Source organism: Aestuariimicrobium sp. G57, assembly GCF_050110855.1.
Classification (GTDB): Bacteria; Actinomycetota; Actinomycetes; order Propionibacteriales; family Propionibacteriaceae; genus Aestuariimicrobium.
On the sequence record NZ_JBNINW010000005.1, the window covers coordinates 138281 to 161948 of the forward strand.

Consider the following 23668-nt stretch of genomic DNA (forward strand, 5'->3'; position numbering starts at 1 on the left):
GGATGGGAGCACACGCCGCGAGCAGAGGAGCATCATGAGCGCCCAGATCACCCCCGACCTGATCGGTGGCCCGCACCAGCACGTGAGCGACGAGCAGGTCGATGAGTTCATCGGCCGCAACCTCGCCGCCGCCGGGCTTGAGGGCAAGAAGGTCGCGCTCGTCATTCCCGATGGCACCCGCAGCTGCCCGCTGCCGCTGCTGATGCGCGCGCTGCACCAGCACCTGGTCGGCCGTGCCGCCGAGGTGACCGCCGTGATCGCGCTGGGCACCCACTCCTACATGGAGCCCGACGAGATCGCCAGGATGCTGGGCGGCGACCCCGAAGAGCTCTACCCCGGCATCCGCGTGGTCAACCACGAATGGGCCGACCCGGACATGCTGGTCGAGGTCGGCAGGATCAGCGGTGAACGCATCGCCGAACTGTCCGGGGGACGCCTCGACGTCGGCGCCACCATCATGATCAACCGGCACGTCGTTGAAGCCGATGTCGCGCTGGTCGTGGGCCCTGTGTTCCCGCACGAGGTGGTGGGCATCTCGGGCGGCAACAAGTACTTCATCCCGGGTGTCGCCTCGCAGGAATTCATCGACATGACCCACTGGGTCGGTGCCCTGATCACCAGCTACGACATCATCGGCACCACGGGCATCACGCCCGTGCGGGCGATGATCAACGAGGGCTCCGAACTGATCCCGGCGCAGCGGCTGGCGTTCTGCCTCGTTGTCGAGTCGGGCACCGGCCTGATCGAGGCCATTGCCTGGGGCACCACTGAAGACGCGTGGGCCGCGTCCGCCGCGATCGCGGCACAGACGCACGTCGAATACGTGGACGAACCGTTCAAGCGCGTGCTCTCGATCATGCCCGAGCGCTACGAGGACATCTGGACCGCCGCCAAGGGGTTCTACAAGCTCGAACCGGCCGTGGCCGACGGCGGTGAGGTGATCATCTATGCCCCGCACGTCACCGAGGTGTCCGAAACCCACCATGAGATCCATGAGATCGGCTACCACTGCCGCGACTACTTCGTGAAGCAGTGGGACAGGTTCAAGGACGTGCACTGGGGCGTGCTGGCCCACTCGACGCACCTGCGTGGCAAGGGCACCTATGATGCCGAGACCGGCGTCGAGAAGCTGCGGGTCAAGGTCACCCTGGCCACCCAGATCCCGCGAGAGGTGTGCGAGTCGATCAACCTGGGCTACCTCGACCCGAACGAGATCGACATCGACGCGATGCGCGCTGACCCCGACGTCTTCGTGGTGCCGAATGCCGGCGAGGTGCTCTACCGGGTCAAGTGAGCCCGTGCCGGGCGCTGCCCGGTCGGGGCCGCCGTCGACCCACGCACGATCAGCTTCACCGGAACCCGTAGTGGGGTCGCCGAACGCCACTTCGCGCCGCCGAGCAGTCCGACGAGGTTGGTGATTCCGAGTTCACCAAGTTGGCCCAGCGGTGCCGCCACGGTCGTCAGCCCCGGGCTGAGCAGGTCGCAGCCGAACGCGTTGTCGAACCCGATGATGCTCATCTGTTCCGGCACCGAGACGCCGCGCTGCCGCAGCGCCAGCACCAGCCCGAACGCGAGCAGGTCGTTGTAGCAGATGACGGCCTTCGCCCCGCGTGACAGCAGTTCGTCCGCGATGGCGGGGGCCTCGCGCATGGTCGGTACATTGGGTCCGACCCGGTGGGCGGTGAGCACGAGTTCGAGCGCCGATTCGCGCATCGCCCGCCACCGGACGCCGTCTGCCCAGCTGGCCTCGGGACCGGCGACGTACCAGATCTGGCGGTGGCCGAGTTCGGCCAGGTGTTCGACGGCGCGACGCATGCCCCGTTCGTTGTCGGTGACGATGCTGGGCATGCCCGAGACATGCCGGTTCAGCACCACCACCGGCAACTGCTTGCCCACCTGGCGCAGGTGCGTGTCCGAGACCCGGGAGCTCGCCACCAGCATCGCGTCGAGCAGCGGCAGCGTGCGGTTCAGCAGCGTGCGCTCGAGCTGGTCCGATTCACGGGTGTCGATCAGGACGATGGCGTAGCCATGCTGGGCCGCGGCCTCTTCGGCGCCCCGGATGATGCCGAAATTGAACGGGTTGGTGATGTCGGCGACGGCCAACCCGAGGGCCTTGCGCTTCGCGGGCAGCACGGGGGCCGCGATCTGCTCGGCGCGGTAGCCCAGGTCGGCCGCGACGGCACGAATGTGCTCGGCCGTCTTGGCGCTCACGCGTCCCGGTCGCGAAAATGTTCGACTGACCGTGGCCGGGCTCACGCCGGCGGCTGCAGCAACGTCATAAATGGTCGCGGGGCGCGCAACGTCGTCGTCACTCACCCGGTCAGAGTACGGCATGCATGCTTGTCGGGCGGGCCACTCGGCACCCAATTGCGACGATTCCGCACATGGTCGCACCGGGACCGTTCAAATGGGGCACGTCCGTTGACGTCAACCGAGGGGAACACGCATGCTGCGCACCCAGGATTCCGCCACCCGTGAACGCAAGAACCTGTCTGGCCTGTGGGACTTCCGGCTCGACCGCGACGGTGAGGGCCGCAACCAGCGCTGGTTCGACGGGCCGCTCACCGGGGCCCGCAAGATGCCGGTGCCGGCCAGCTTCAACGACCTGGTCACCGACCGCGAGACCCGCGAGTTCTTTGGCGACATCTGGTACCAGACCACGGTGCGGGTGCCCCGGGGCTGGGCCGACCAGCGCATCACGCTGCAGGTCGAGTCGGCGACCCACCGGGCCACGGTGTGGGTGGACGGCGTCGAGGTGGCCAGCCATGAGGGCGGCTACCTGCCGTTCGAGGCCGACCTGACCGACGTGGTCGCACCCGGCCAGCTGGTGCGCATCACGTTGTGCGTCAACAACTCGCTGAGCTTCCAGTCCGTGCCGCCCGGCGTCGTCGAGGACTCCCCCGCCGGTCCGCGACTGAAGTACTGGCACGACTTCTTCAACTACGCGGGCATCCATCGTCCGATGTGGCTGCAGTCGACCCCGCGGGCGCACCTGGACGACGTCACCGTCGTGACCGGGCTGGACGGGGCGGCGGGTACGGTCGCCTGGACGGCCGCCGCCGTCGATGCCGACGGCCTGGACGTGCGGGTGCAGCTGCGCGATGAGGACGGCGCCGAGGTGGCGTCCGGTACAGGACCGCAGGGCGAATTGGGGATCGAGCAGGTGCGTCCGTGGCGGCCGCTCGATGCCTACCTCTATGACCTCGAGGTGCAGCTGGTCGATGGCGATCGCGTGGTCGACTCGTTCCACCAGCCGGTGGGTGTGCGCACCGTCGAGGTGCGGGGAACGCAGTTCCTGATCAACGGCGAACCGTTCTATTTCAAGGGCTTCGGCATGCACGAGGACCACATCACCATCGGCAAGCAGCACTGCCCCGCCTCGATGGTGCGCGACTTCGAGCTGCTGGGCTGGATCGGCGCCAACTCGCTGCGCACGTCGCACTACCCCTACAGCGAGGAATTCATGGACTATGCCGACCGGATGGGCTTCGTCGTCATCGACGAGACCCCGGCCGTCGGCATGAACATGGCCATCGGGGGCGGCATCGCCGGTACGCAGGGCTACGTGACGTTCTCACCTGAGACGATCAACGACCAGACCTGCGAGGTGCATGCGCAGACGATCCGCGAACTCGTGGCCCGTGACAAGAACCACCCGTGCGTGGTGATCTGGTCGATCGCGAACGAACCAGAATCCACGACCGAGGCCGCCGAGGCCTACTTCAGGCCGCTGTTCGACGTGGCCCGCGCGGCTGATCCCACTCGTCCGGTGGGGTTCGTCAACGTGATGCTGGCCCCCCACGGGCAGTGCCGGGTGAGCCAGTTCGCCGATGTCATCATGCTGAACCGCTACTACGGCTGGTACGTGCACACCGATGACCTGGCCAATGCCGAGATCGCGATGCGCACCGAAACCGCGGGCTGGGCCAGTGAGGGCAAGCCGATCATCTTCACCGAGTACGGCGCCGACACCTATGCGGGGCTGCACCAGCTGCCGGCCGCACCGTGGAGCGAGGACTACCAGGTCGACTACCTCGACCTGCAGCACAAGATCTTCGACGAGTTCGACGAGGTGGTCGGCGAGCAGATGTGGAATTTCGCCGACTTCGCGACCACCAGCGGCATCATGCGCGTGGGCGGCAACAAGAAAGGCGCGTTCACCCGTGACCGCCAGCCGAAGGCCGCCGCCCACCAGCTGCGGCAGCGGTGGACGGGCGGCGCCGGCTGAGCCTCAGGCCCCGGTCGAGTGCAGGCCACCATCGACGTGGACGACCTCGCCGGTGGTGGCCGGGAACCAGTCCGACAGCAGGGCCACGATGGCCTTCGCGGTCGGGGTGGTGTCAGTGGGGTCCCAGCCGAGCGGGGCGCGCTCTGCCCAGACGTCATCGAAGCTCGAGCCGCCGGGGATGGCCTTCTTGGCGATGGTCTGCAGCGGTCCGGCCGAGACGATGTTCGAGCGGATGCCTTCCTTGCCCAGGTAGCGGGCCAGGTAGCGGCTCGTCGCCTCCAGCGCCGCCTTCGAGACGCCCATCCAGTCGTAGCTGGGCCAGGTGACCGAGCCGTCGAAGGTCATGCCGACGACGCTGGCCCCCTCGCGGAACAGCGGCTTGCAGGCCATCGTCAGGCTGGCCATCGAATAGGCCGACACGTGCAGTGAGGTGGCGACGTCGTCCCAGCCGGTCTCGAGGAACTTGCCGCCGAGCGCGGTTTCGGGGTTGGCGAACGCGATCGAGTGCACCAGCCCGTCGAGGTGGTCGACATGCTCACGCACGGCGTCGGGCAGCGCGGCCAGGTGGTCGGCATTGGTGACGTCGAGCTCGAGCACCGGCGGCACCGGGTCGAGCTTCTGCACGACCCGGTTGGTCAGGCTGAGCGCGCGGCCGAAGTTGCTGACCAGCACGGTGGCACCTTCCTGCTGCGCGATGCGCGCCGCCTCATAGGCGATCGAGGTGTTGTGGGTGACTCCGGCCACCAGGATGTTCTTGCCTTCGAGGATTCCCATGCTCGTCCTTAATCTCGTGGTGTTGACTCGTGGGGGTTGCCAGGGGGTTGTCCCCCTGCGGGGTATCGCTCAATGACCCATGCCGAGGCCGCCGTCGACGGGGATGACGGCACCGGTGATGTAGTCCGCCCCGGCCAGGAATGCCACCGCCTGGGCCACCTCTGCCGACTGCCCGAGTCGTCCGGCGGGGATGCGTGCCTGGTAGCCCTTGATGGTGTCTTCGGGCAGCACCGCGGTCATGTCGGTCTCGATGAACCCGGGGGCGACGACATTGCAGGTGATGTTGCGGGTGCCCAGTTCGCGGCTGATCGAACGGGCCATGCCGACCAGCGCGGCCTTCGAGGCCGCGTAGTTGACCTGGCCGGGCGAGCCCAGCAGCGCCACCACCGACGAGATCAGCACGATGCGGCCGAAGCGCTGCTTCATCATGGCGCGGGTGGCACGCTTGACGACGCGCCAGGTGCCGGTGAGGTTGGTGTCGATGACACTGGTGAAGTCGTCCTCGTCCATGCGCATCAGCAGGCCGTCCTTGGTGATGCCGGCGTTGGCGACCAGCACTTCGACGGGCCCGAGCTGCTGCTCGACCTGACCGAATGCCTCGTCCACCTGCGCAGCGTCGGTGATGTCGCACTGCACGCCGAGCACGCCGTCGGGCACCTCGCCGCTGCGGTAGGTGCCGGCAACCCTGTAGCCGTGGTCACGCAGGTACTCGGCGATGGCTCGTCCGATGCCCTTGTTGGCGCCGGTCACCAGCGCCACGCGGCCGGGGGTGGTCTGTTCGGGGGTGGTCTGCTCGCTGCTCACACGCCCGAAACTATCGAACCCGGCGGGGGGCGACAACGAAAGCTCCCACAGTGTCCGGGTTTGGAAAACTGTGGAATCCTGCAAGTGTGACGGATTCTGGCGGGGACGGCTTCCGCCGATCTTCCCGGCGGGTTGTCGTGGTCACGCAGGTGGCAGAGAGCCGCAGCGACGACCTGCATCGTCGACGACGCAACTATGCGATCGCCATGGGCATCCGCACGTTCGCGTTCGTGATGCTGTTCTTCGTGCCTGGCGTCTACAAGCTGATCCCCCTGGCGGCAGCGATGGTGCTGCCCGTCATCGCGGTCATGCTGGCCAACGCCATCGACCACAAGGCACCGCCGTTGGCACCCCCGGACGAGCCGGGGCAACGCATGCTGACGTCGGGGCATGGGCCGGACGGCGAGGTGATCCAGGGCGAGGTCGTCGACGACGAGGGTGCCGGAACGAGCGGATAGGCTCGAGCGGTGAAGAAGTTGTGGGTGCGCTGGATCGTGCTGGTGGTGTTCGTGGCCCTGCTGGGCGCGGTGTTCGTGCGGCTGGGTGAATGGCAGTTGCACCGGCTCGAGGCGCGCCGCGAACGCAATGCGATCGTGGTGGCCAACCAGGCGTTGCCAGTGCAGCCATGGGACCAGGTATTCCACCATCCCATCGCCGAGGGTGACCAGTGGCAGCGGGTGACGGTCACCGGCACCTACCTGCCCGAACACCAGCTCGAGGTGCGCTACCGCAACGTGGGCGGCAGCCAGGGCAGCGAGTGGGTGCTGCCGCTGCGCACCAGCGACGGTCGACTGGTGCTGGTCGACCGCGGCTTCACGTCGCGGGGCAATGGCGAGGTCGCCAGGCCGGCCGCGGCACCGGCCGGACAGGTGACCGTGACCGGGTTCGTGCGCCGCAACGAGCAGGGCAAGGCGAATGCGACCACCCCCATGCAGGGCTCGGTGCGGCTGATCAATGCCCCTGCGATCTCGGCGGCGATCGGGCAGCAGCTGGTCGATGGTTACATCCAGGCCATCTCGAGCACGCCGGCAGACCCGGGATTGACGCCGGTCGGCACCCCCGAGCTCGACGAGGGGCCGCACCTGTCCTATGCGATCCAGTGGTTCCTGTTCACGGTGATCGCCGCCGGTGGGGTGCTCATCCTGGTGCGCGCCGACCTGCGTGAGCGTCGCCGCAAGCGTGCCCGCGCCGCCCAGCTCAATGCCGCACGACAGGCATGACCGGCTTCAACTGGCTGGTCTGCCCGCACTGCGGCGAGCGGCTGGTCGTTGAGGGGCTGGTCGCGGGCTGCGCCTCGGGGCACCGGTTCGACGTGGCCCGCCAGGGATACCTGAACCTGCTGGGTCATGCCCCCGGCGCCAATGCCGACACCGCCGCAATGGTCGAGGCGCGGCAGCGGTTCCTCGCGGCCGGGCACTACTCCCCCATCCGTGACGCCGTCGCCGCGGTCGCGGTGGCGGCCCGGGCTCGGGCTGTGGTCGAGGTCGGTGCCGGTACCGGCTACTACCTCGCGGGCGTGCTGGACGCCCTGGCTGGGGCGGGGGTCGGCCATGCCGAGGGCCTCGGCGTCGACATTTCGCCCGCTGCCGCCCGGCGGCTGGCGAAGGCACACCCTGCGGCCAGGGCAGTGGTGGCCGACGTCTGGCAGGGCCTGCCGCTGGTCGACGCCTGCGCCGACCTGGTGGCGTGCATCTTCGCCCCACGCAACGCCGCGGAGTTCGCCCGCGTGCTGCGCCCGGGCGGGCGGCTGGTGACGGTCACTCCCGGCCCGGGTCACCTGGCCCAGGCCCGGCAGGCCTTCGGCCTGATGGCGGTCCAGGACGACAAGGACGCCCGCCTGGTCGACTCCTTGGCCCCGCAGTTCACCCGCAGGGACCGCACCGAGGTCGCCTTCGGACTGGACCTGGACGCCGCCACCGCCGCGGCCCTGGTCGACATGGGCCCCAATGCCCTGCACGAGCACGGCACCGTCACCGCGCTGCGCGTCGACGTCGAGGTCGTCGTCAGCACCTGGCAGCCGGCTGGCTAGCTGGTGCGGACCGTGCCCGGCGCCTCGAGCCGCGCGCGCACCTTGTCACCCCCCATCCGTTCCACGACCTCGGGGTCGCCCACGACCACCAGCAGGTCCGTGGCCCGGGACAGGCCGACGTAGAGCCGCTCGGCCTCGCGGTCCATCGCGCGTTCACTGTTCAGGCACAGCACGACAGCACGGCGTTCCATGCCCTTGAACCCGAGCACGTGGCCATAGAAGATGTCGTCCTCGTCCCAGTAGCCGGCCCAATAGCCCACCTGCCCCAGGCTCTGCTGGCGCTCCTTCTGCACCGGGTGGCTGTGGCCGACGGTCAGCAGGGCCACATCACGGGGCGCCCAGCCCTCGCCGACCAGCGCGTCGGCCTCGTCATCTGCCACCTCGATGCTCTGCCCGGTGGCGCAGGGCACGAACACCACATCGGGGCCGTACCCACCGCGTGGGGACATGCCGGTCGGTGCCAGCGGGGCAAACGCGTCATAGATCTGGCGGGTGTTGCGCAGGTTGTGGTCAAGCACCAGCGGCACCAGTTGCACCGGCGGGTCACCGAAGCGTGGGAACACCCGCTGGTGCTCGTCGGTGTACACGCCGAGGCGGCCCCCGTCCGGGTCTCGCAACCCACGCAGCAGCGCGTGCCACCACTCCTCGGCGAAGTCCTGGGCCTCGTCGACGATGATGGCGTCGAACCGTTCGTCATCGCCGAGCTGGTCGGCGCGTTCCGCCATGAGTCGCGGCAACTCCTGTTCCCAGAACGCACTGTTGTCGCGGGTGGCGCTCGACGTGTCGATGCCCCACCGGTTGGCCAGCGCCTCGAAGGTGCCGACGAACTTCGGCTGCTTGCCGCGCGACCCGCCACCCAGCAGCTCACGTTGCAGGAACTCGGCCAACCCGTAGGAATAGCACACCACGGCGACCCGCTCGCGTCGCCCCGTGTGGCGGCCGTCGGCGAGCCGGCGTGCGTGTTCCATGGCGAGCCATGTCTTGCCGCTGCCCGCTCCCCCGCGCACCTCAACGCGGGGCACCAGCCGCGTGACCGACAACAACAGCGCCTGCTCGTCAGTCAGCCGGGTGACGAGCTCGTCGTGGTCAGAACTGGCGCCAACGACGTCGCGCGGCAGCCCCCGCCCCTGCAGCACCTCGACCAACAGGTCGACCTGGTCGCGGTTGACTGGTGCCGCGTCGTCGCCCGTATGCAGGTCGAGCTGGTCGATCAACCGGTCGGCGAGCGTCGGCAGCTCGTCCTGGTCACTGACCATCCAGCGCGGTGATTCCGGTGTCGCGAAGTGCGCATCGAGGTGGGTCGCGGTCAGCACCACGTGGTGGGCCCAGCGCACCCTGCCACCGGTCCACCTCGGGTCCTGGCGCACATAGTCCATGAGTGCCCGCTTGGCGGCCATCGACTGCGTGAACGGGTCAATCTGCCGACGTCCCTCGGGCGTTGCCTGCCACCAGCCCTGCTCGTCATGCCAGACCCGGCCGCCCTTCACCTCGACGACCACCACCCCTGACTCGGGGATGATCACCACGAGGTCTGCTTCGAGGTCGTCGCCCCGATGGGTCACCCGCAGGTTCGCGAGTACCGCCGAACCATCAGGCAGTCCGCGCACCAGGCGGTGGCACACGTCACGTTCGTGGTCGTTGACGAACCGCGGCTCTGGGGGGAACAATCTGGCGCTCACCTGGACTCCTTCTGGTGCTTTGGGACCTCCTCGTCCACCTGGCACCTACTCAACCACGAACGCCCGCGTGAAATGCCCGGTGGGGCGGCGCCTCTGGCACCGCCCCACCGGGGTTATCGTCACCGCCCGCAGACGGCCTGCATCAGTTGCCCGTGTTGGGCAGCTTCGGGGGCTTGACCTGGGTGGGGGGCACCGAGGGGGTCGCGCCGGGGTTGGTGGCCGGAGGCGTGGCCGGCGGCGTGGTCACCGGGGTCGTCGCCGCCTGCGGCTGGAAGACCTGCACCACCGACGGCCGGGGGCCGGCGAAGGTGTTGGCCGCGGGGGCCAGCCGGTTGTTGGCGTAGTCCGGGAAGTACGAGATCGGCGCCGCGAAGGTGCCGCCCTCACCCGGGTGCTGCACCGCCACGAAGACCATGTTGTCCTGGTCGTGGATGACCGGGCCGCAGGTCTCGGCACCGGCCGGCACGGCCAGGAACTGCTCGACCTTGCCGCGGTCGGCGCCGTCCAGCGTGACCTTGTGCAGGGCGTCGCAGTAGCCGATGGCGCCGGGCTGGCCGTCGGTCGAGATCCACAGGTTGCCCTGGGAGTCGAACGCGAGGTTGTCGGGGCACGAGATCGGCGAGACCTTGTCGGCCGGGTAGCCCGAGAAATAGGTCGGGATCTCGGCGTTGCTGGGGTCACCGGCCATGAGCAGGATGTTCCAGGTGAAGGTCAGCGAGGCGTTGTCGTCGCCGTCCTCGATGATCTCAATGACGTGGCCGTCCTTGTTCTTGTTGCGGGGGTTGGCCTCGTCGGCGGCGGCCTTGCCGGTGGTGCCGCGCTGGCTGTTGTTGGTCAGGGCCATGTAGACCTTGCCGGTGACAGGGTTGACGTCGACGTCCTCGGGGCGGTCCATCTTGGTGGCGCCCACGGCGTCCGCGGCCAGCCGGGTGAACACCAGCACCTCGGCGACATCGGGCATGCCGGGCACCATCGAGCGACCGTTCTCGACCAGGGGCACCCAGGTGCCGGTGCCGTCGAAGCCACCGTCGGTCGGGACCTTGCCCGAGCCGTCGATCTCGGCAGCGCTGTTGCCCGTGAACTTCGCGACGTACAGGTTGCCCTGCGACATCAGCTTCTTGTTCGCCTCACGGTTGCCGGCGCTGTAGGCAGCGGTCGAGACGAACTTGTACAGGTAGTCGAAACGCTCGTCGTCGCCGGAGTACACGACCGCCTTGTTGTTCTTGGCGAGCACGACATTGCCGGCCTCGTGCTTGAGGCGGCCCAGGGCGGTGTGCTTGACCGGGGTCGAGGTCGGGTCCTGCGGGTCGATCTCGACGATCCAGCCGAAGCGGTTGGCCTCGTTGGCGTAGTCGGGGTTGCTCAGGTCGAAGCGGGGGTCGACGTTCTCCCAGCCGCGCTCCGAAGCCCGGTTCGCAATGCCGTAGCGGCCCTGCTGCGCGGTTCCCGAGCCCTTGAAGTACTGGTTGAAGTTCTCTTCGCCCGACAGCACGGTTCCCCAGGGGGTGGTGCCACCGGCGCAGTTGTTCAGGGTGCCGAGCACGCGAGTGCCGGTCGGGTCGTCCTTGGTCTTCAGCAGGTCGTGGCCGGCCGCCGGGCCGTCGACGGTGAAGGGGGTCTTGCCGGTGATGCGGCGGTTGCGGGCGCCGCCCTTGATGTAACGCCAGGGCAGGCTGGCGCCGTCACGCTCGAGCTCGACCACCGAGAAGCCGTGCGACGCGATGGCGATCTTGACGACCTCGTCCGGGTTGGCAGTCGCGAACGCCTCGGGGAACATGATGTCCTCGTTGGTGTACTCGTGGTTGCACAGCAGCAGCGCCTTGGTGGGCGACTCGGCCAGGATGTTCAGGTAGTCACAGTTGTAGCCGAACTGTTTCTCGGCCGACAGCTCGCTCTGCGAGTTCACGTCGAACGCGGGCGAGTCGTTGAACAGCGGGTCACCCCAGCGGATCAGGGCGTTCCACTGGTAGCCGTCGGGAACGCTCACGGTGTCAATGCTGCGGGCGACCGGCGCGATGGCGGTGAAGGGCAGCGAGCCCGTGCCCGAGCCGTTGCCACCGAAGTCGGCGGCGGCGGGGGTCGGCGAACCCACCACGTTGGCGACGACCACGGCACCGGCGGCGATGCCGCCACCCAGGCCGAGGGCTGCACGACGCGACATCACCGAGGTCACGAGGTCGCGGAAGTACTCATTGTTCGAGGTGTTGCACACCTCACCGGTGCAGGCGTTGCCACACTTGAAGTGGCAGGTGGCGGCCGAACGGTTGCCGCGGGTATGGCCGAACATCGGCAGCAGCTTGAGGTCCTTGGGCATGGGGTCTACTCCATCGAAAGGGCTGGGTGACGGACTGTCCCTGAGACCCTTCCAAAACAAGGCAAGCGCTGGGGGCCGCCCGGGTTAACAGCGGCTGAACACTTGGGCCCAGCAATATTTCGTGCGCGATGCGTGCCCAAAACTGGGGCGGTTCAAGCCTTGGCCGAACGCTTGCCCTTGCCCTTGCTCTTCGCCTTGTCGGACTTCTGCTTGTCCTTCTTGGCCCTGCCCGACTTCTTCTCGGTCGACTTCTTCTCGGTCGACTTCTTCTTGGCCTTGCCCGACTTCTTCGCCCCGGTCTTCTTCGGATCCGGGTCGACCCCGGACGACGCGTCTGCCTCGTCCACGGGGGGTGCTGTGACGACGACCGCGGCCCGGCGCACCCGAGCGTCGACGCTGCGGGTGTCACCACCGCGGCCGCGCAGCGTGACGCCCTGCTCGACCAGCAATTTCTGGACGAAGCCATAGCTGCGGCCCATCTGGGCGGCGATCCCGCGGATCGAGGCGCCGGCGGCATAGTGTCGCGAGGCGGCACCGGCGAGGTCGGACCGGGCCTGGCCCGTCACACGGGCGCCAGCAGGCACGATCTGCACGTCAGCTCCTCGGGATTGGCGAAAAATGTCGCTCCAGACTACGCGAGAGCGATCAGGTCTGCGTACTCCTGGTTCCACAAGTCCTCGACGCCGTCGGGCAGCAACAGCACCCTGTCGGGCTGCAGGGCGTCGACGGCGCCCTCGTCGTGGGTGACCAGAATGACCGCGCCCGCATAGGTGCGGATGGCGTCGAGCACCTGCTCACGGCTCACCGGGTCGAGGTTGTTGGTGGGCTCGTCGAGCAACAGCACATTGGCGGCAGAGACCACCAGCGTCGCCAGCGACAACCGGGTCTTCTCACCGCCCGACAGCACCCGGGTGGGCTTCTCGACATCGTCACCGGTGAACAGGAACTGCCCCAGCACCTTGCGGCAGTCGGTCTCGTTCATGTCAGCCGCGGCCTTCGTCATGTTCTCGAGCACGGTCGCCTCCATGTCGAGCAGGTCGTGCTCCTGGGCGAAATAGCCGAGCTTCAACCCGTGGCCGGGAATGACGCGGCCGGTGTCTGACTGCTCGACACCGGCGAGGATGCGCAGCAGTGTCGTCTTGCCGGCGCCGTTCAGGCCCAGGATCACCACCTGGGAGCCCTTGTCGATGGCCAGGTCGACGCCGGTGAACACCTCGAGCGAGCCATAGGTCTTCGAGAGCCCCTCGGCCATCAGCGGGGTCTTGCCACAGGGCGCAGGGGTCGGGAAGTTGATCTTCGCCACCTTGTCCTGCACGCGTTCGCCCTCGATGCCGGCCAGCAGGCGCTCGGCGCGGCGGGCCATGTTCTGCGCGGCCACGGCCTTGGTGGCCTTCGCACGCATCTTGTCGGCCTGGGCCATCAGCTGGTCGGCCTTGCGCTCGGCGTTCACCCGTTCACGCTTGCGGCGCTTCTCATCGGCCTCGCGCTGGGTCAGGTAGCGCTTCCAGTCCATGGCATAGATGTCGAGTTCGGAGCGGTTCGCATCGAGGTGGAAGACCTTGTTCACGGTCGCCGCCAGCAGGTCGGTGTCGTGGCTGATCATCATGACCCCGCCCGGGTAGCCCTGCAGGAACGTGCGCAGCCACGTGATCGAGTCGGCGTCGAGGTGGTTGGTGGGCTCGTCGAGCAGCAGCGTGTCGGCGCCCGAGAACAGGATGCGGGCGAGCTCGACGCGGCGGCGCTGACCGCCCGAGAGGTGTTTCAACGGCTGGTCGAGCACCCGGTCGGGCAGGGCCAGGTTGGCGCAGATGCGGGCGGCCTCGGCCTCGGCGCCGTAGCCACCGGCGGCCACATGTTCGGCCTCGGCACGCGAATAGGCGGCCATGGCCTTGTCGCGCCGTTCGCCGGTGGCCTCGGCCATCTCGTTCTCGTAGCGGCGCAGCCGAATGAGCACCTGGTCGAGTCCACGCGCCGACAGGATGCGGTCACGGGCGAGCGTTTCGAGGTTCGGGTCGCGGGGGTCCTGGGGCAGGTAGCCCATTCGTCCGGTGCGGGTGACGGCGCCGCCCGAGGGCTGGGCCTCACCGGCGAGGATGCGCGTGGTCGTGGTCTTGCCGGCGCCATTGCGCCCGACCAGACCGATCTTGTCGCCCGGCAACACCTGGAACGAGGTGGGCAACAACAGCGTCCGGGCGCCGACGGCGACTTCGAGATCCTTGACTTGCAGCACGAGGAACCATTCTCCCGTCTCGGGCAGGCTCAACCAAACCGGTTTCGCGCAAAGCGGTGCCGAACCGTCGGTAGTCGAACGGTTCGGCACCGCTGTGGTTGGTGTGGTGTTGTCCGTGCGGACGAAGGTGTGGTCCATTCCCGCGCTGGTGTCGTCCGTCCCGCCGCAGCCGGCCGTCCCGTGCCACCACCCGCGGATGCTGGTCGACATGCACCCACGACAACACCTGCCCGCCGCGGCGCTGTACCTTGCCGACGAACAGTACGGCATCCTCACCACCGCCCAGTTGCGTGAGCTCGGCGTGACCGAGTCAGTGCAGCGCCGCCTGGCCAAGGGCTGGACGAAGCTCGAGCGCGGCATTTACAGCGTCGACGAACCCACGTGGCGCACCGCGCTCACTGCCGGCCTGATCATCGCCGGTCCGGACGCTGCCGCCACGGGCCTGGCAGCAGGCTGGCTGCACGGCATGCTCGGGCGTGAACCATCCCGGATCACCATCAGTCACGACCATGACCACGCCCTGCACGAGCGGACCATCCTCGGCCGACCAATCACGTTCCGCCGTCTGGGCCGGCACGGCCGGGGCTCCCCCAGCCGCGCGAGCGTCGAGGACAGCCTGGTCGATGTCGCCGCAGAAGCCGACGAGCTCACGCTGGTGGGTGCGGTCACCCGGGCCCTCGGCCAACGTTTCACCACCGCCCCACGGCTGGCGGAACGGTTCGCCGGGGAACAGCGCGCGCCACCGGGCCCTGCTCGAAAGACTCTGCTCGTCGTCGGAAGCCGGCCACGAGAGCGCCCTCGAGTGGCTGTTCACCACCCGTGTCGAACGCCCCCACCGCCTGCCCCCGCGGGTGCGTCAGGTCAGCCTGTCGCCCCGCACCCGTTCAGATGGCTGGTACCCCGAGTACGGGCTGGTTGTCGAGCTCGACGGGCAGGCCCACGATGACCGGGCCAAGGACATGTGGCGCGACAACATGCATGCCGTGAGCCGGGACGCCACCACACTGCGGTACGGCTGGCCTGATGTCAGTGTGCGGCAGTGCGCCGTGGCGGGTCAGCTGGGCGCCGCGCTGAACCGTCGGGGCTGGTCGGGTGTGCCACGACGGTGCCCGCGGTGCCCCGAAAACGCCACAGCGGTGTCGAACCGTCGGTAGTCGAACGGTTCGGCACCGCTGTACCTGTGCCCAGCCGAAGCCCTCAGACGTTGTAGCCAATGGCCCGCAACTGCTCGCGGCCATCCTCGGTGATCATCTCGAGCGACCACGGCGGCAGCCAGACCCAGTTGATCGCCACCGAATCCACCAGCCCCTCGAGCACCGTCTGGGTGTCGTACTCGATGCGGTCGGTCAGCGGGCAGGTCGGGCTGGTCAGGGTCATGTCGAGGGTGACGTTGTTGGCCTCGTCAACCTGCACGCCGTAGACCAGGCCGAGATCGACCACGTTGACCATCAGCTCGGGGTCGACCACGTCACGCATGGCCTCGACGATGTCATCGATCGCGGCCACCTTGACGGGCGCGTCGACGTCGGGCAGGTCGTCCTTGACAAGGTCGGACGGGCGCTGCTGCGCCTCGGGAATCTCGGTGCTCATCATGCCTCCTGGGCGGTTGAGGATGCCCGCAGCAGGGCGTCACGCAGGGCCGACCAGCCCAGCATGGCGCACTTCACACGAGCGGGGAACTGGGCGACGCCGATGAAGGCGATGCCGTCCTCGAGACGGTCCTCATCGGGGGTCATGTTGCCCTGCGACTGCATCATGGTCAGGAACTCGTCGTGCAGCGCCAGCGTGTCGCTGACATCGCGTCCGATGACCAGGTCTGTCATCACCGAGGTCGAGGCCTGCGAGATCGAGCAGCCCTCGGCGTCGTACGACACATCGGTCACCACCCCGCCCTCGACGTCGACGCGCATCGTCACCTCGTCGCCGCAGCTGGGGTTGACGTGGTGCACCTCGGAGTCGAACGGGGCTCGCAGGCCGCTGTGGTGCTTCTCGCGGTAGTGGTCCAGGATGATCTCCTGGTACATCTCTTCAACGTTCATTTGCTGGCTCCTGCCGATGCCCGGGCCGCTGCGCGTGCCGCACGCTCTGCACGCCGCTCGGCGAACGACTTGTGTTCGGTGTGCGCGCCCACCTTGCCGGCGAAGAAGTCCCGTGCATAGGTCAGTGCTTCGACGAGCACGTCGACCTCGCGCTCGGTCGTGTACAGGTACAGGCTCGCGCGCGACGAACTCTGCACGCCGAGTCGTTCGTGCAGTGGACGAGCGCAGTGGTGACCGCCACGAATCGCGACACCGCGGGCATCGGTCAGCTGCATCAGGTCATGGGGGTGCACACCGTCGACGACGAACGAGATCGCGCCGCCACGCTCGACCGAAGGATCGGTCGGCCCCAGGATGCGCAGGCCCTCGACCTGCGACATCGCCTCGATGGCATACCTGGTGATGGCCGTCTCATGGTCCGCGATCGCGTCCATGCCGATACCCGACAGGTAGTCGATGGCGGCACCCAGCCCGACGGCCTGCGCGATCGGCGGCGTCCCGGCCTCGAACCGCGCCGGCGGCGGCGCATAGGTCGAACCCTGCATGGTGACGACCTCGATCATCTCTCCCCCGCCCAGGAAGGGCGGCAGCGAGGCGAGCAGGTCGCGCTTGCCCCACAGCACACCGATACCGGTGGGCCCGCAGAGCTTGTGGCCCGTGAAGGCGAGCATGTCGACGCCCAGCGCGGCGACGTCCGTGGGCCGCTGCGGCACACCTTGGGCACCGTCGGTGATCATCACGGCGCCGTACTGGTGGGCCCACGCGGCGATCTCGGCGATCGGGTTGACCGTGCCGACCACGTTCGAGACCCACGTGACGCTGACGACCTTCGTGCGCTCGTTGATCAGGTTCTGCTCGCGGGCGGCGGCCATGTCGAGCCGGCCGTCATCGGTGATGTCGAACCAGCGCAGGGTCGCGCCCGTGCGCTGGCACGCCAGCTGCCACGGCACGATGTTGGAATGGTGCTCCATCACCGAGACCACGACCTCGTCGCCGGGGCCCAGCCGGGTGCCCAGCGTGTGGGCGGCCAGGTTCAACGCCTCGGACGCGTTCTTGGTGAACACGACCTCATCGGTGCCGGCGGCCCCGATGAAGTCACCCACCTTTTCACGGGCCACCTCGAATGCCCGCGTCGACTCGACGCCCAACTGGTGCATCGCGCGGGCCACGTTCGCGTTGTGCTCGGCGTAGTGCGCCGAGATCGCGTCAATGACCTGCCGGGGCTTGTGGGACGTGTTGCCCGAGTCCAGGTAGGTGAGCGGTGTGCCGTTGACCTGCCGCGTCAGGATGGGGAAATCGGCCCTGATGGCCTCAACGTCGTATGTCATCTCACCTGGTTTCAACTGGTCTGGACCCGGGCTCATTCCCGGTGGTCACAGTGCGGACGCGTCAGGCGTTCGCCTTGACGAACTTCTCGTAGCCCTCGACCTCGAGGCGGTCGGCCAGCTCGCGGCCACCCTCTTCGGCGATCTGGCCGTCGACGAACACGTGCACGAAGCTCGGCTCGATGTAGCGCAGGATGCGGGTGTAGTGGGTGATCAGCAGCACGCCACGGTCTTCCTGCTGCATGTAGCGGTTCACGCCCTCAGAGACGATGCGCAGGGCGTCGATGTCGAGGCCCGAGTCGGTCTCGTCGAGGATGGCGAACTTGGGGTTGAGCAGTTCGAGCTGGGCGATCTCGTGGCGCTTCTTCTCGCCACCCGAGAAGCCCTCGTTGACCGAACGGCCCGAGAACTCGCTGTCGAGCTGCAGGCGGCCCAGCGCCTCGTTGACCTGCTTGACCCAGGTACGCACCTTGGGGGCCTCGCCGTCGAGCGCGGTCTTGGCGGTGCGCAGGAAGTTCGACACCGACACACCGGGCACCTCGACGGGGTACTGCATGGCCAGGAACAGGCCGGCGCGGGCGCGCTCGTCGACGGTCATGCCGGTCAGCTCGACGCCGTCCAGCTTCACCGAGCCCTCGGTGATGGTGTAGCGGGGGTGGCCGGCCAGGGCATAGGCCATGGTCGACTTGCCCGAACCGTTCGGGCCCATGATGGCGTGCACCTCACCGGGGTTGATGGTCAGGTTGACGCCCTTGAGGATCTGCTTGGGGCCGCTCTCGGTTTCGACCGATGCGTGCAGGTTGCTGATCTCGAGCTTCGACATGTTTTGAAGGCTTTCTGTAGTCGTGGTGATTGCGTGTGGGACGGCCTCAGGCCATGGGGATCGGGTTGTCGACGTCGACCTCGAGGTCATCGCCGACCACCCGGCAGGGGTAGACGGGCACCGGCTGGGTGGCCGGCAGGTTGAGCACTGCGCCGGTGCGCAGGTCGAACTTCGAGCCATGCAGGTAGCACTCGATGGTGCAGTCCTCGACATCGCCCTCGCTCAACCGCACCTTCGCGTGGCTGCACTCGTCCTGGATGGCGAAGTACTCGCCCTCGTGCTGCACGATGGCCACGTCCATGTCGTCGTCGTCATCGTTGATGACCTCGATCGCCAGGGGCAGGTCGTCGTCCAGCTCGGACAGGCTGCAGGCCACGCGCCAGGTCACGAGACGACCTGCAGCTCGTGCTCGACGATGTCGAGCAGGTGGGCCTCGATGTCCTCGATGCCGATGCGGCGGATGATGTCCCAGAAGAAGCCGTGCACGACCAGGCGACGGGCGTCCGACTCGGGGATGCCACGGCTGCGCAAGTAGAACAGCTGCTCGTCGTCGAAGCGACCCGTCGTCGAGGAGTGACCGGCACCAGCGATCTCACCGGTCTCGATCTCGAGGTTCGGCACCGAGTCGGCCTGGCAGCCGTCGGTGAGCACGAGGTTCTTGTTCGACTCGTAGGTCTCGATGCCCTCGGCCACCTTGCGGATCAGCACGTCGCCGATCCAGACCGAGTGCGCACCCTTGCCCTGCAGCGCGCCGCGGTAGTCGACATTGGACGAGGTGTGCGGGGCGTTGTGGTCAACGAACAGCCGGTGCTCGATGTGCTGGCCGCCGTCGACCAGGTACAGGCCGAACTGCTCGAGTGAGCCGCCCGGGCCCTCAAAGCGGCTGTCCTCCTGGATGCGCACGTCGCCACCGATCGAGACCGTGATGGTCTTGACCGAGGCATCGCGCCCCACGCGGATCGAGCGCTGGCCGCCGTGCACGGCGCCCTCGGCCCAGTCCTGCACGGTGATCAGGTTGAGGGTCGCACCGTCGCCGACGACCACGTCGAGCTTCTCGGCGTAGGTTGCGGTGCCCTCGAACTTCACCACCACGGTGGCCTTGGCGAAGCGGCCCACCGTGAGCACGTAGTGGTCACGGGCCTGGCCCTGGTTGCCCTTGGCGGTGAAGACGACCGGCTTGGTCAGCTCGGCCTCGGCCGGCACATCGATGTGGGTGCGGTACACGGTCTGCTCGGCAGCCAGCGCCGCGATGCGGTCGACCGGTGCCTCGACGGCCAGGTCGCGGGCCTGCTCGGCGGTCAACTCGGTGACCGTGACACCCTCGGCGCCCGGGGCGAGCGACCAGTCCAGGGTGCCCAGCTCGGTGGCCGGCATCAGCAGGTCGTTGAACCGCTTGATCGGGGTGAAGCGCCAGATTTCCTCGCGCCCGGTGGGCATGGGGTGGTCTTCCACGGCCCATGACGGGGTGGGGTGCAGATGGGACTCGACGGTCTCGATGGCCCTCGCCACCGCCGGCTGCTCAGTCGTGACTGACAACGTTCCTCTTTCTCGTTTCGTGTGTCCGGGTTCGTGCTGCGGGGCGGGGACGACAGCTGGTGTCGCCCCCGCGGGTTGGTCAACGCCTTCGCGTCAGCCGACCGCGCCCTCCATCTGCAGCTCGATCAGGCGGTTCAGCTCCAGGGCGTATTCCATCGGCAGCTCACGGGCGATGGGCTCGACGAAGCCGCGCACGATCATCGCCATCGCCTCGTCCTCTTCCATGCCTCGGCTCATCAGGTAGAACAGCTGGTCGTCAGAGACCTTCGAGACGGTCGCCTCGTGGGCCATCGACACATCGTCCTCACGCACGTCCACGTAGGGGTAGGTGTCGGAACGGCTGATGGTGTCGACCAGCAGCGCGTCACACTTGACCGAGCTGGCCGAGTGGTGGGCGCCTTCCTGCACCTCGACCAGGCCGCGGTACGACGAGCGGCCGCCGCCGCGGGCCACCGACTTCGAGATGATCGAGCTCGAGGTGTGCGGTGCGCAGTGCACCATCTTCGACCCGGCGTCCTGGTGCTGGCCCTCGCCGGCAAACGCGATCGACAGGGTCTCACCGCGCGAGTGCTCGCCCATCATGTAGACGGCCGGGTACTTCATGGTGACCTTCGAACCGATGTTGCCGTCGATCCACTCCATGGTCGCGCCCTCTTCACAGGTGGCGCGCTTGGTGACCAGGTTGTACACGTTGTTCGACCAGTTCTGGATGGTCGTGTAGCGCACGCGGGCGTTCTTCTTCACCACGATCTCGACGACGGCCGAGTGCAGCGAGTCGGACTTGTAGATCGGGGCGGTGCAGCCCTCGACGTAGTGCACGTACGAGCCCTCGTCGGCGATGATCAGCGTGCGCTCGAACTGGCCCATGTTCTCGGTGTTGATGCGGAAGTAGGCCTGCAGCGGGATCGAGACGTGGACGCCCTTGGGCACGTAGATGAACGAGCCGCCCGACCACACCGCGGTGTTCAGCGAGGCGAACTTGTTGTCACCGACGGGGATGACGGTGCCGAAGTACTCCTGGAAGATCTCCGGGTGCTCCTTCAGCGCGGTGTCGGTGTCGAGGAAGATGACGCCCTGGCGTTCCAGCTCTTCGTTGATCTTGTGGTAGACGACCTCGGACTCGTACTGGGCGGCCACACCGGCCACCAGACGGGCCTTCTCGGCCTCGGGGATGCCCAGGCGGTCGTAGGTGTTCTTGATGTCCTCGGGCAGGTCCTCCCAGCTCTGGGCCTGCTTCTCGGTCGAGCGCACGAAGTACTTGATGTTGTCGAAGTCGATGTCGGACAGGTCGGCACCCCAGCTGGGCATCGGCTTGCGGTCGAACATCTTCAGGCCCTTGAGGCGCAGGTCGAGCATCCACTGGGGCTCGTCCTTCAGCCCCGAGATGTTCTTGACCACGTCAGGGTTCAGGCCACGCTTCGCGGCGGCGCCGGCGGTGTCGGCGTCGTGCCAACCCCACTGGTAGCTGGACAGGGCCTCGATGTGCTCGTCCTGGGTGGCACCGGTACCGGGCGCCATGGGGCGGCTGTTGTCAACCTGGGTCATATCGGTCAGGACCTTTCCTTCACGTGGGTGGCTGGGGAAATCGGGGGCATCATCACGGGGTGCGGGATGTGGGTGGTGCAGACACCGTCGCCGTGGGCGATGGTGGCAAGGCGCTGCACGTGCGAGCCGAGCAGTCGGCCGAAGAGCTGGGTCTCGGCCTCGCACAGCTGCGGGAACTGCTCGGCGACATGCGCCACCGGGCAGTGATGCTGGCAGATCTGCTCGCCCGACGCGACCGGCTTGATGGACGCCACGTAGCCGGTGGCCGACAGCGCCTTGGTGAGCGCCTCGACCGGGGTGGCCCCCGGGTCGTCGGCCCGGGCGGCGCGGTACCGCGACTCGACGTCGGCGACGCGCTGCTCGGCCAACGCATGGACGGCGCCCTGGCCGTTCTCGGTGGCCAGCGCCCGCAAGGCCTGGATCGCGAGGTCGTCATAGGCCTGGTAGAAGTCGGCGCGGCCGCGGTCGGTCAACAGGAACACCCGTGAGGGGCGGCCGCGTCCACGCTGGCCATAGACCCGCTGCTCGCGGCTGTCGATGGCACCGCTGTCGGTGAGGGTGGCGAGGTGTCGGCGCACGGCGGCAGGGGTCAGCCCGAGCCGGGTGGCCAGCTCGCTGGCTGTGCTGGGTCCGTGTTCAAGGATGGACTGCAGGACGCGTTGCCGGGTGTCGACGTCGCTGGACTCGACCCCGGGCTTCGGTTGTTCGGTCGAGTTTTTCACGATGCAAGTCTTGCGTAATGTTTGGACTGACTCAAGTAAGGCCCACCTGACGGACGCGGGGTTCGCGGCGGGCGCAATGGTGCTGGCGGCCGACTGATCACATCGCACATGTGAGGTTTCACACTCGCGGTGAGACCTGTCACGTTCTGGATAACAGATGGGCCACAACCTCGTGTCCCGGTTCCACATTCTGACCTCGGATGGGGTAGAAACACACCGTCAGACCCACCGGCCGGTCACTGCAGACTCGGCTCATCTGAAAGGCACCCCATGAGCATCAACCGTCGCCTCCTGTTCCAGGGCGGTCTCGCGGCCGGCGCCGTCGGCGTCCTTGCCGCCTGCGGCAGCGACACCGGCACGACCGGATCGTCCAGCGCAGCCACCACGGCGGCTTCCTCGACGGCTCCCTCGTCCAGCGCCCCGGCCGCCGCCGGCTCGATCACGGTCTGGGTCGACTCGAACCGCGCCCCGGTCATCAAGCCAGTGGCCGAACAGTTCAAGGCCGACACCGGTGTCACCGTCAATCTCGTCATCAAGGACTTCGGCAAGATCGCCGACGACTTCCTGACGCAGGCCCCCACCGGCAAGGGCCCGGACGCGATCATCACCCCGCACGACAACATCGGCCGCTTCATCCAGAACGGTGTGATCGCCCCGCTGGAGCTCGGCGATGCCTCGATCTTCCAGGAAGTCGCCGTGCAGGGCTTCACCTACGAGGGCAAGGTCTACGGCGTGCCCTACGCGATCGAGAACATCGCGCTGCTGCGCAACACCGAGATGGTCGCCGAGGCCCCCAAGACCTGGGCTGATCTGGTCACCGCCGGTACCGGCAAGGGCAAGTACAAGGTGCTGGTCGGCCTTGACCCCAAGAACTCCGACCCCTACCACCTGTACCCGCTGCAGGCCTCGTTTGGGGCGCCGGTGTTCGACCTCAAGTCGGACGGCTCCTACGACGCCTCGAAGCTCGCCATGGGCGGCGAGGGTGGCGGCAAGTTCGCCGAGTTCCTGGCCCAGATGGGCAAGGACGGCGTGTTCAACCTGAACATCTCGGCCGACATCGCCAAGGACCAGTTCATCAAGAAGCAGTCCGCCTTCTTCCTGACCGGCCCCTGGAACCTGGACATCATCAAGAAAGCCGGATTCAAGTACGCCATCGACCCGATCCCGGCGGCCGGCGACAAGCCCGCCACCCCGTTCGTGGGCGTGCAGGGGTTCGCCATGTCGGCCAAGACCACCAACGCCGTGGCGACCCAGAAGTTCCTGGTCGAATACATCGGCGCCCAGCAGGTGCAGGAGGCCTTGTTCAAGGAGGGCAACCGTGCCCCCGCCAACAAGGCCGCCTTCGAAACCGCCAAGGCCAACGCCGACGTCGCGGCCTTCGGTGCCGTCGGCGCCAACGGCGTGCCGATGCCCAACGTGCCCGCCATGGGCTCGGTGTGGGCCGACTGGGGTTCGACCCAGGCCAACATCATCGGCCAGAAGGCTGCTGATCCCAAGGCCGCCTGGGCCCAGATGGTGACCAAGGTCGAAGGCCTCATCAAGAAGTAGTGACCCCGCTGGTGGGGGGGGGGGGGGGGGGGGCGTCCCCCCAGCTGTATTGCGCACCCCCCGTGTTTTCCG

At 67.8% G+C, this 23668-nt stretch carries 21 protein-coding genes and 1 pseudogene; 7 read left to right on the plus strand and 15 right to left on the minus strand.

All coding sequences use genetic code 11. The features are described 5' to 3' along the window. Positions 1-34: 34 nt before the first annotated feature. On the plus strand, positions 35-1294 hold the full coding sequence (locus ACQCX5_RS12335; protein WP_434542327.1) for a lactate racemase domain-containing protein: 1260 nt from the start codon (positions 35-37) through the stop codon (positions 1292-1294). On the opposite strand, the gene ACQCX5_RS12340 is transcribed toward ACQCX5_RS12335, so the two are convergent. After that, positions 1279-2316 carry a LacI family DNA-binding transcriptional regulator gene (locus tag ACQCX5_RS12340; protein WP_434542328.1) on the minus strand — a complete coding sequence of 346 codons (1038 nt, stop codon included), beginning with the start codon at positions 2314-2316 and terminating at the stop codon, positions 1279-1281. The two genes, ACQCX5_RS12335 and ACQCX5_RS12340, sit on opposite strands and share 16 nt — an antisense overlap. Before the next feature lie 130 nt (positions 2317-2446). Between ACQCX5_RS12340 and uidA the strand changes: the two genes are divergently transcribed. Continuing rightward, positions 2447-4228, plus strand: a complete 1782-nt coding sequence (gene uidA, locus ACQCX5_RS12345; protein WP_434542329.1) for a beta-glucuronidase — start codon at positions 2447-2449, stop codon at positions 4226-4228. A 3-nt stretch (positions 4229-4231) separates the two neighbouring features. Here uidA and fabI read toward each other — a convergent pair whose 3' ends face one another. Together fabI and ACQCX5_RS12355 are read right to left on the minus strand one after the other, a co-directional pair. Then, positions 4232-5002, minus strand: coding sequence for an enoyl-ACP reductase FabI (gene fabI / locus ACQCX5_RS12350; RefSeq protein ID WP_434542330.1), 771 nt, complete (start codon positions 5000-5002; stop codon positions 4232-4234). 69 nt (positions 5003-5071) lie between these two features. Then, a complete protein-coding gene (locus tag ACQCX5_RS12355) occupies positions 5072-5806 on the minus strand; it encodes a beta-ketoacyl-ACP reductase (protein ID WP_434542331.1) in 735 nt (244 codons plus the stop codon). Positions 5807-5943: 137 nt separating this feature from the next. Here ACQCX5_RS12355 and ACQCX5_RS12360 point away from each other — a divergent pair, with 137 nt between their 5' ends. From ACQCX5_RS12360 to ACQCX5_RS12370, 3 genes are read left to right on the plus strand one after another with little or no spacing between them, the layout of a single operon-like run. After that, positions 5944-6264, plus strand: coding sequence for a DUF3099 domain-containing protein (locus tag ACQCX5_RS12360; RefSeq protein ID WP_434542332.1), 321 nt, complete (start codon positions 5944-5946; stop codon positions 6262-6264). A gap of 9 nt (positions 6265-6273) precedes the next feature. Beyond that, a complete protein-coding gene (locus ACQCX5_RS12365) occupies positions 6274-7026 on the plus strand; it encodes an SURF1 family cytochrome oxidase biogenesis protein (RefSeq protein WP_434542333.1) in 753 nt (250 codons plus the stop codon). After that, positions 7023-7835 (plus strand): putative RNA methyltransferase, encoded by an 813-nt coding sequence (locus tag ACQCX5_RS12370; protein ID WP_434542334.1) that lies wholly within the window; start codon positions 7023-7025, stop codon positions 7833-7835. The genes ACQCX5_RS12365 and ACQCX5_RS12370 overlap by 4 nt, the downstream gene beginning before the upstream one ends. Here ACQCX5_RS12370 and ACQCX5_RS12375 read toward each other — a convergent pair. The 4 genes from ACQCX5_RS12375 to ACQCX5_RS12390 all read right to left on the minus strand — a co-directional run bounded on the left by ACQCX5_RS12375 (position 7832) and on the right by ACQCX5_RS12390 (position 14058). Beyond that, positions 7832-9514, minus strand: a complete 1683-nt coding sequence (locus ACQCX5_RS12375) for an NERD domain-containing protein (RefSeq protein WP_434542335.1) — start codon at positions 9512-9514, stop codon at positions 7832-7834. The two genes, ACQCX5_RS12370 and ACQCX5_RS12375, sit on opposite strands and share 4 nt — an antisense overlap. 142 nt (positions 9515-9656) lie before the next feature. Next, positions 9657-11828: a PhoX family protein gene (locus tag ACQCX5_RS12380; RefSeq protein ID WP_434542336.1), complete on the minus strand. Its 2172-nt coding sequence runs from the start codon at positions 11826-11828 to the stop codon at positions 9657-9659. A gap of 152 nt (positions 11829-11980) precedes the next feature. Next, positions 11981-12421: a helix-turn-helix domain-containing protein gene (locus ACQCX5_RS12385; protein ID WP_434542337.1), complete on the minus strand. Its 441-nt coding sequence runs from the start codon at positions 12419-12421 to the stop codon at positions 11981-11983. A gap of 38 nt (positions 12422-12459) precedes the next feature. After that, positions 12460-14058, minus strand: coding sequence for an ABC-F family ATP-binding cassette domain-containing protein (locus ACQCX5_RS12390; protein ID WP_434542338.1), 1599 nt, complete (start codon positions 14056-14058; stop codon positions 12460-12462). Positions 14059-14266: 208 nt separating this feature from the next. Here ACQCX5_RS12390 and ACQCX5_RS12395 point away from each other — a divergent pair, with 208 nt between their 5' ends. After that, entirely contained in the window at positions 14267-15004 is a 738-nt protein-coding gene (locus ACQCX5_RS12395; protein WP_434542339.1) for a hypothetical protein, read from the plus strand. Between the two features lie 251 nt (positions 15005-15255). Here ACQCX5_RS12395 and ACQCX5_RS12400 read toward each other — a convergent pair whose 3' ends face one another. The 8 genes and pseudogenes from ACQCX5_RS12400 to ACQCX5_RS12435 form a co-directional block, all read right to left on the minus strand. Then, positions 15256-15648, minus strand: coding sequence for a metal-sulfur cluster assembly factor (locus tag ACQCX5_RS12400; RefSeq protein ID WP_434542340.1), 393 nt, complete (start codon positions 15646-15648; stop codon positions 15256-15258). After that, on the minus strand, positions 15648-16097 hold the full coding sequence (sufU, locus tag ACQCX5_RS12405) for a Fe-S cluster assembly sulfur transfer protein SufU (RefSeq protein WP_434542341.1): 450 nt from the start codon (positions 16095-16097) through the stop codon (positions 15648-15650). The genes ACQCX5_RS12400 and sufU overlap by 1 nt, the downstream gene beginning before the upstream one ends. A gap of 95 nt (positions 16098-16192) precedes the next feature. Continuing rightward, positions 16193-17425: pseudogene (locus ACQCX5_RS12410) on the minus strand (cysteine desulfurase); the annotation flags it as partial. 61 nt (positions 17426-17486) lie between these two features. Then, complete coding sequence (gene sufC / locus ACQCX5_RS12415; protein WP_434542342.1) at positions 17487-18245, minus strand: Fe-S cluster assembly ATPase SufC; 759 nt, start codon at positions 18243-18245, stop codon at positions 17487-17489. A 46-nt stretch (positions 18246-18291) separates the two neighbouring features. Further along, positions 18292-18633: a non-heme iron oxygenase ferredoxin subunit gene (locus ACQCX5_RS12420; RefSeq protein ID WP_434542343.1), complete on the minus strand. Its 342-nt coding sequence runs from the start codon at positions 18631-18633 to the stop codon at positions 18292-18294. Further along, on the minus strand, positions 18630-19781 hold the full coding sequence (gene sufD / locus ACQCX5_RS12425) for a Fe-S cluster assembly protein SufD (RefSeq protein WP_434542344.1): 1152 nt from the start codon (positions 19779-19781) through the stop codon (positions 18630-18632). Before sufD ends, ACQCX5_RS12420 begins: the two co-directional genes overlap by 4 nt. Positions 19782-19874: 93 nt before the next feature. Next, positions 19875-21326, minus strand: a complete 1452-nt coding sequence (gene sufB, locus ACQCX5_RS12430) for a Fe-S cluster assembly protein SufB (protein WP_434542345.1) — start codon at positions 21324-21326, stop codon at positions 19875-19877. Positions 21327-21331: 5 nt separating this feature from the next. Next, on the minus strand, positions 21332-22048 hold the full coding sequence (locus ACQCX5_RS12435) for a helix-turn-helix transcriptional regulator (protein ID WP_434542346.1): 717 nt from the start codon (positions 22046-22048) through the stop codon (positions 21332-21334). A gap of 270 nt (positions 22049-22318) precedes the next feature. Here ACQCX5_RS12435 and ACQCX5_RS12440 point away from each other — a divergent pair, with 270 nt between their 5' ends. Continuing rightward, positions 22319-23596, plus strand: coding sequence for a sugar ABC transporter substrate-binding protein (locus ACQCX5_RS12440; RefSeq protein WP_434542347.1), 1278 nt, complete (start codon positions 22319-22321; stop codon positions 23594-23596). Positions 23597-23668: the final 72 nt, after the last annotated feature.

What these genes read in the sequence shown, in the direction of transcription:
- ACQCX5_RS12335 (WP_434542327.1), top strand. Translation starts at nt 35, where the DNA reads ATGAGCGCCCAGATCACCCCCGACCTGATCGGTGGCCCGCACCAGCAC.
- uidA (WP_434542329.1), top strand. Translation starts at nt 2,447, where the DNA reads ATGCTGCGCACCCAGGATTCCGCCACCCGTGAACGCAAGAACCTGTCT.
- fabI (WP_434542330.1), bottom strand. Translation starts at nt 5,002, where the DNA reads ATGGGAATCCTCGAAGGCAAGAACATCCTGGTGGCCGGAGTCACCCAC.
- ACQCX5_RS12370 (WP_434542334.1), top strand. Translation starts at nt 7,023, where the DNA reads ATGACCGGCTTCAACTGGCTGGTCTGCCCGCACTGCGGCGAGCGGCTG.
- ACQCX5_RS12380 (WP_434542336.1), bottom strand. Translation starts at nt 11,828, where the DNA reads ATGCCCAAGGACCTCAAGCTGCTGCCGATGTTCGGCCATACCCGCGGC.
- ACQCX5_RS12395 (WP_434542339.1), top strand. Translation starts at nt 14,267, where the DNA reads ATGCACCCACGACAACACCTGCCCGCCGCGGCGCTGTACCTTGCCGAC.
- ACQCX5_RS12400 (WP_434542340.1), bottom strand. Translation starts at nt 15,648, where the DNA reads ATGAGCACCGAGATTCCCGAGGCGCAGCAGCGCCCGTCCGACCTTGTC.
- sufU (WP_434542341.1), bottom strand. Translation starts at nt 16,097, where the DNA reads ATGAACGTTGAAGAGATGTACCAGGAGATCATCCTGGACCACTACCGC.
- sufC (WP_434542342.1), bottom strand. Translation starts at nt 18,245, where the DNA reads ATGTCGAAGCTCGAGATCAGCAACCTGCACGCATCGGTCGAAACCGAG.
- sufB (WP_434542345.1), bottom strand. Translation starts at nt 21,326, where the DNA reads ATGACCCAGGTTGACAACAGCCGCCCCATGGCGCCCGGTACCGGTGCC.
- ACQCX5_RS12440 (WP_434542347.1), top strand. Translation starts at nt 22,319, where the DNA reads ATGAGCATCAACCGTCGCCTCCTGTTCCAGGGCGGTCTCGCGGCCGGC.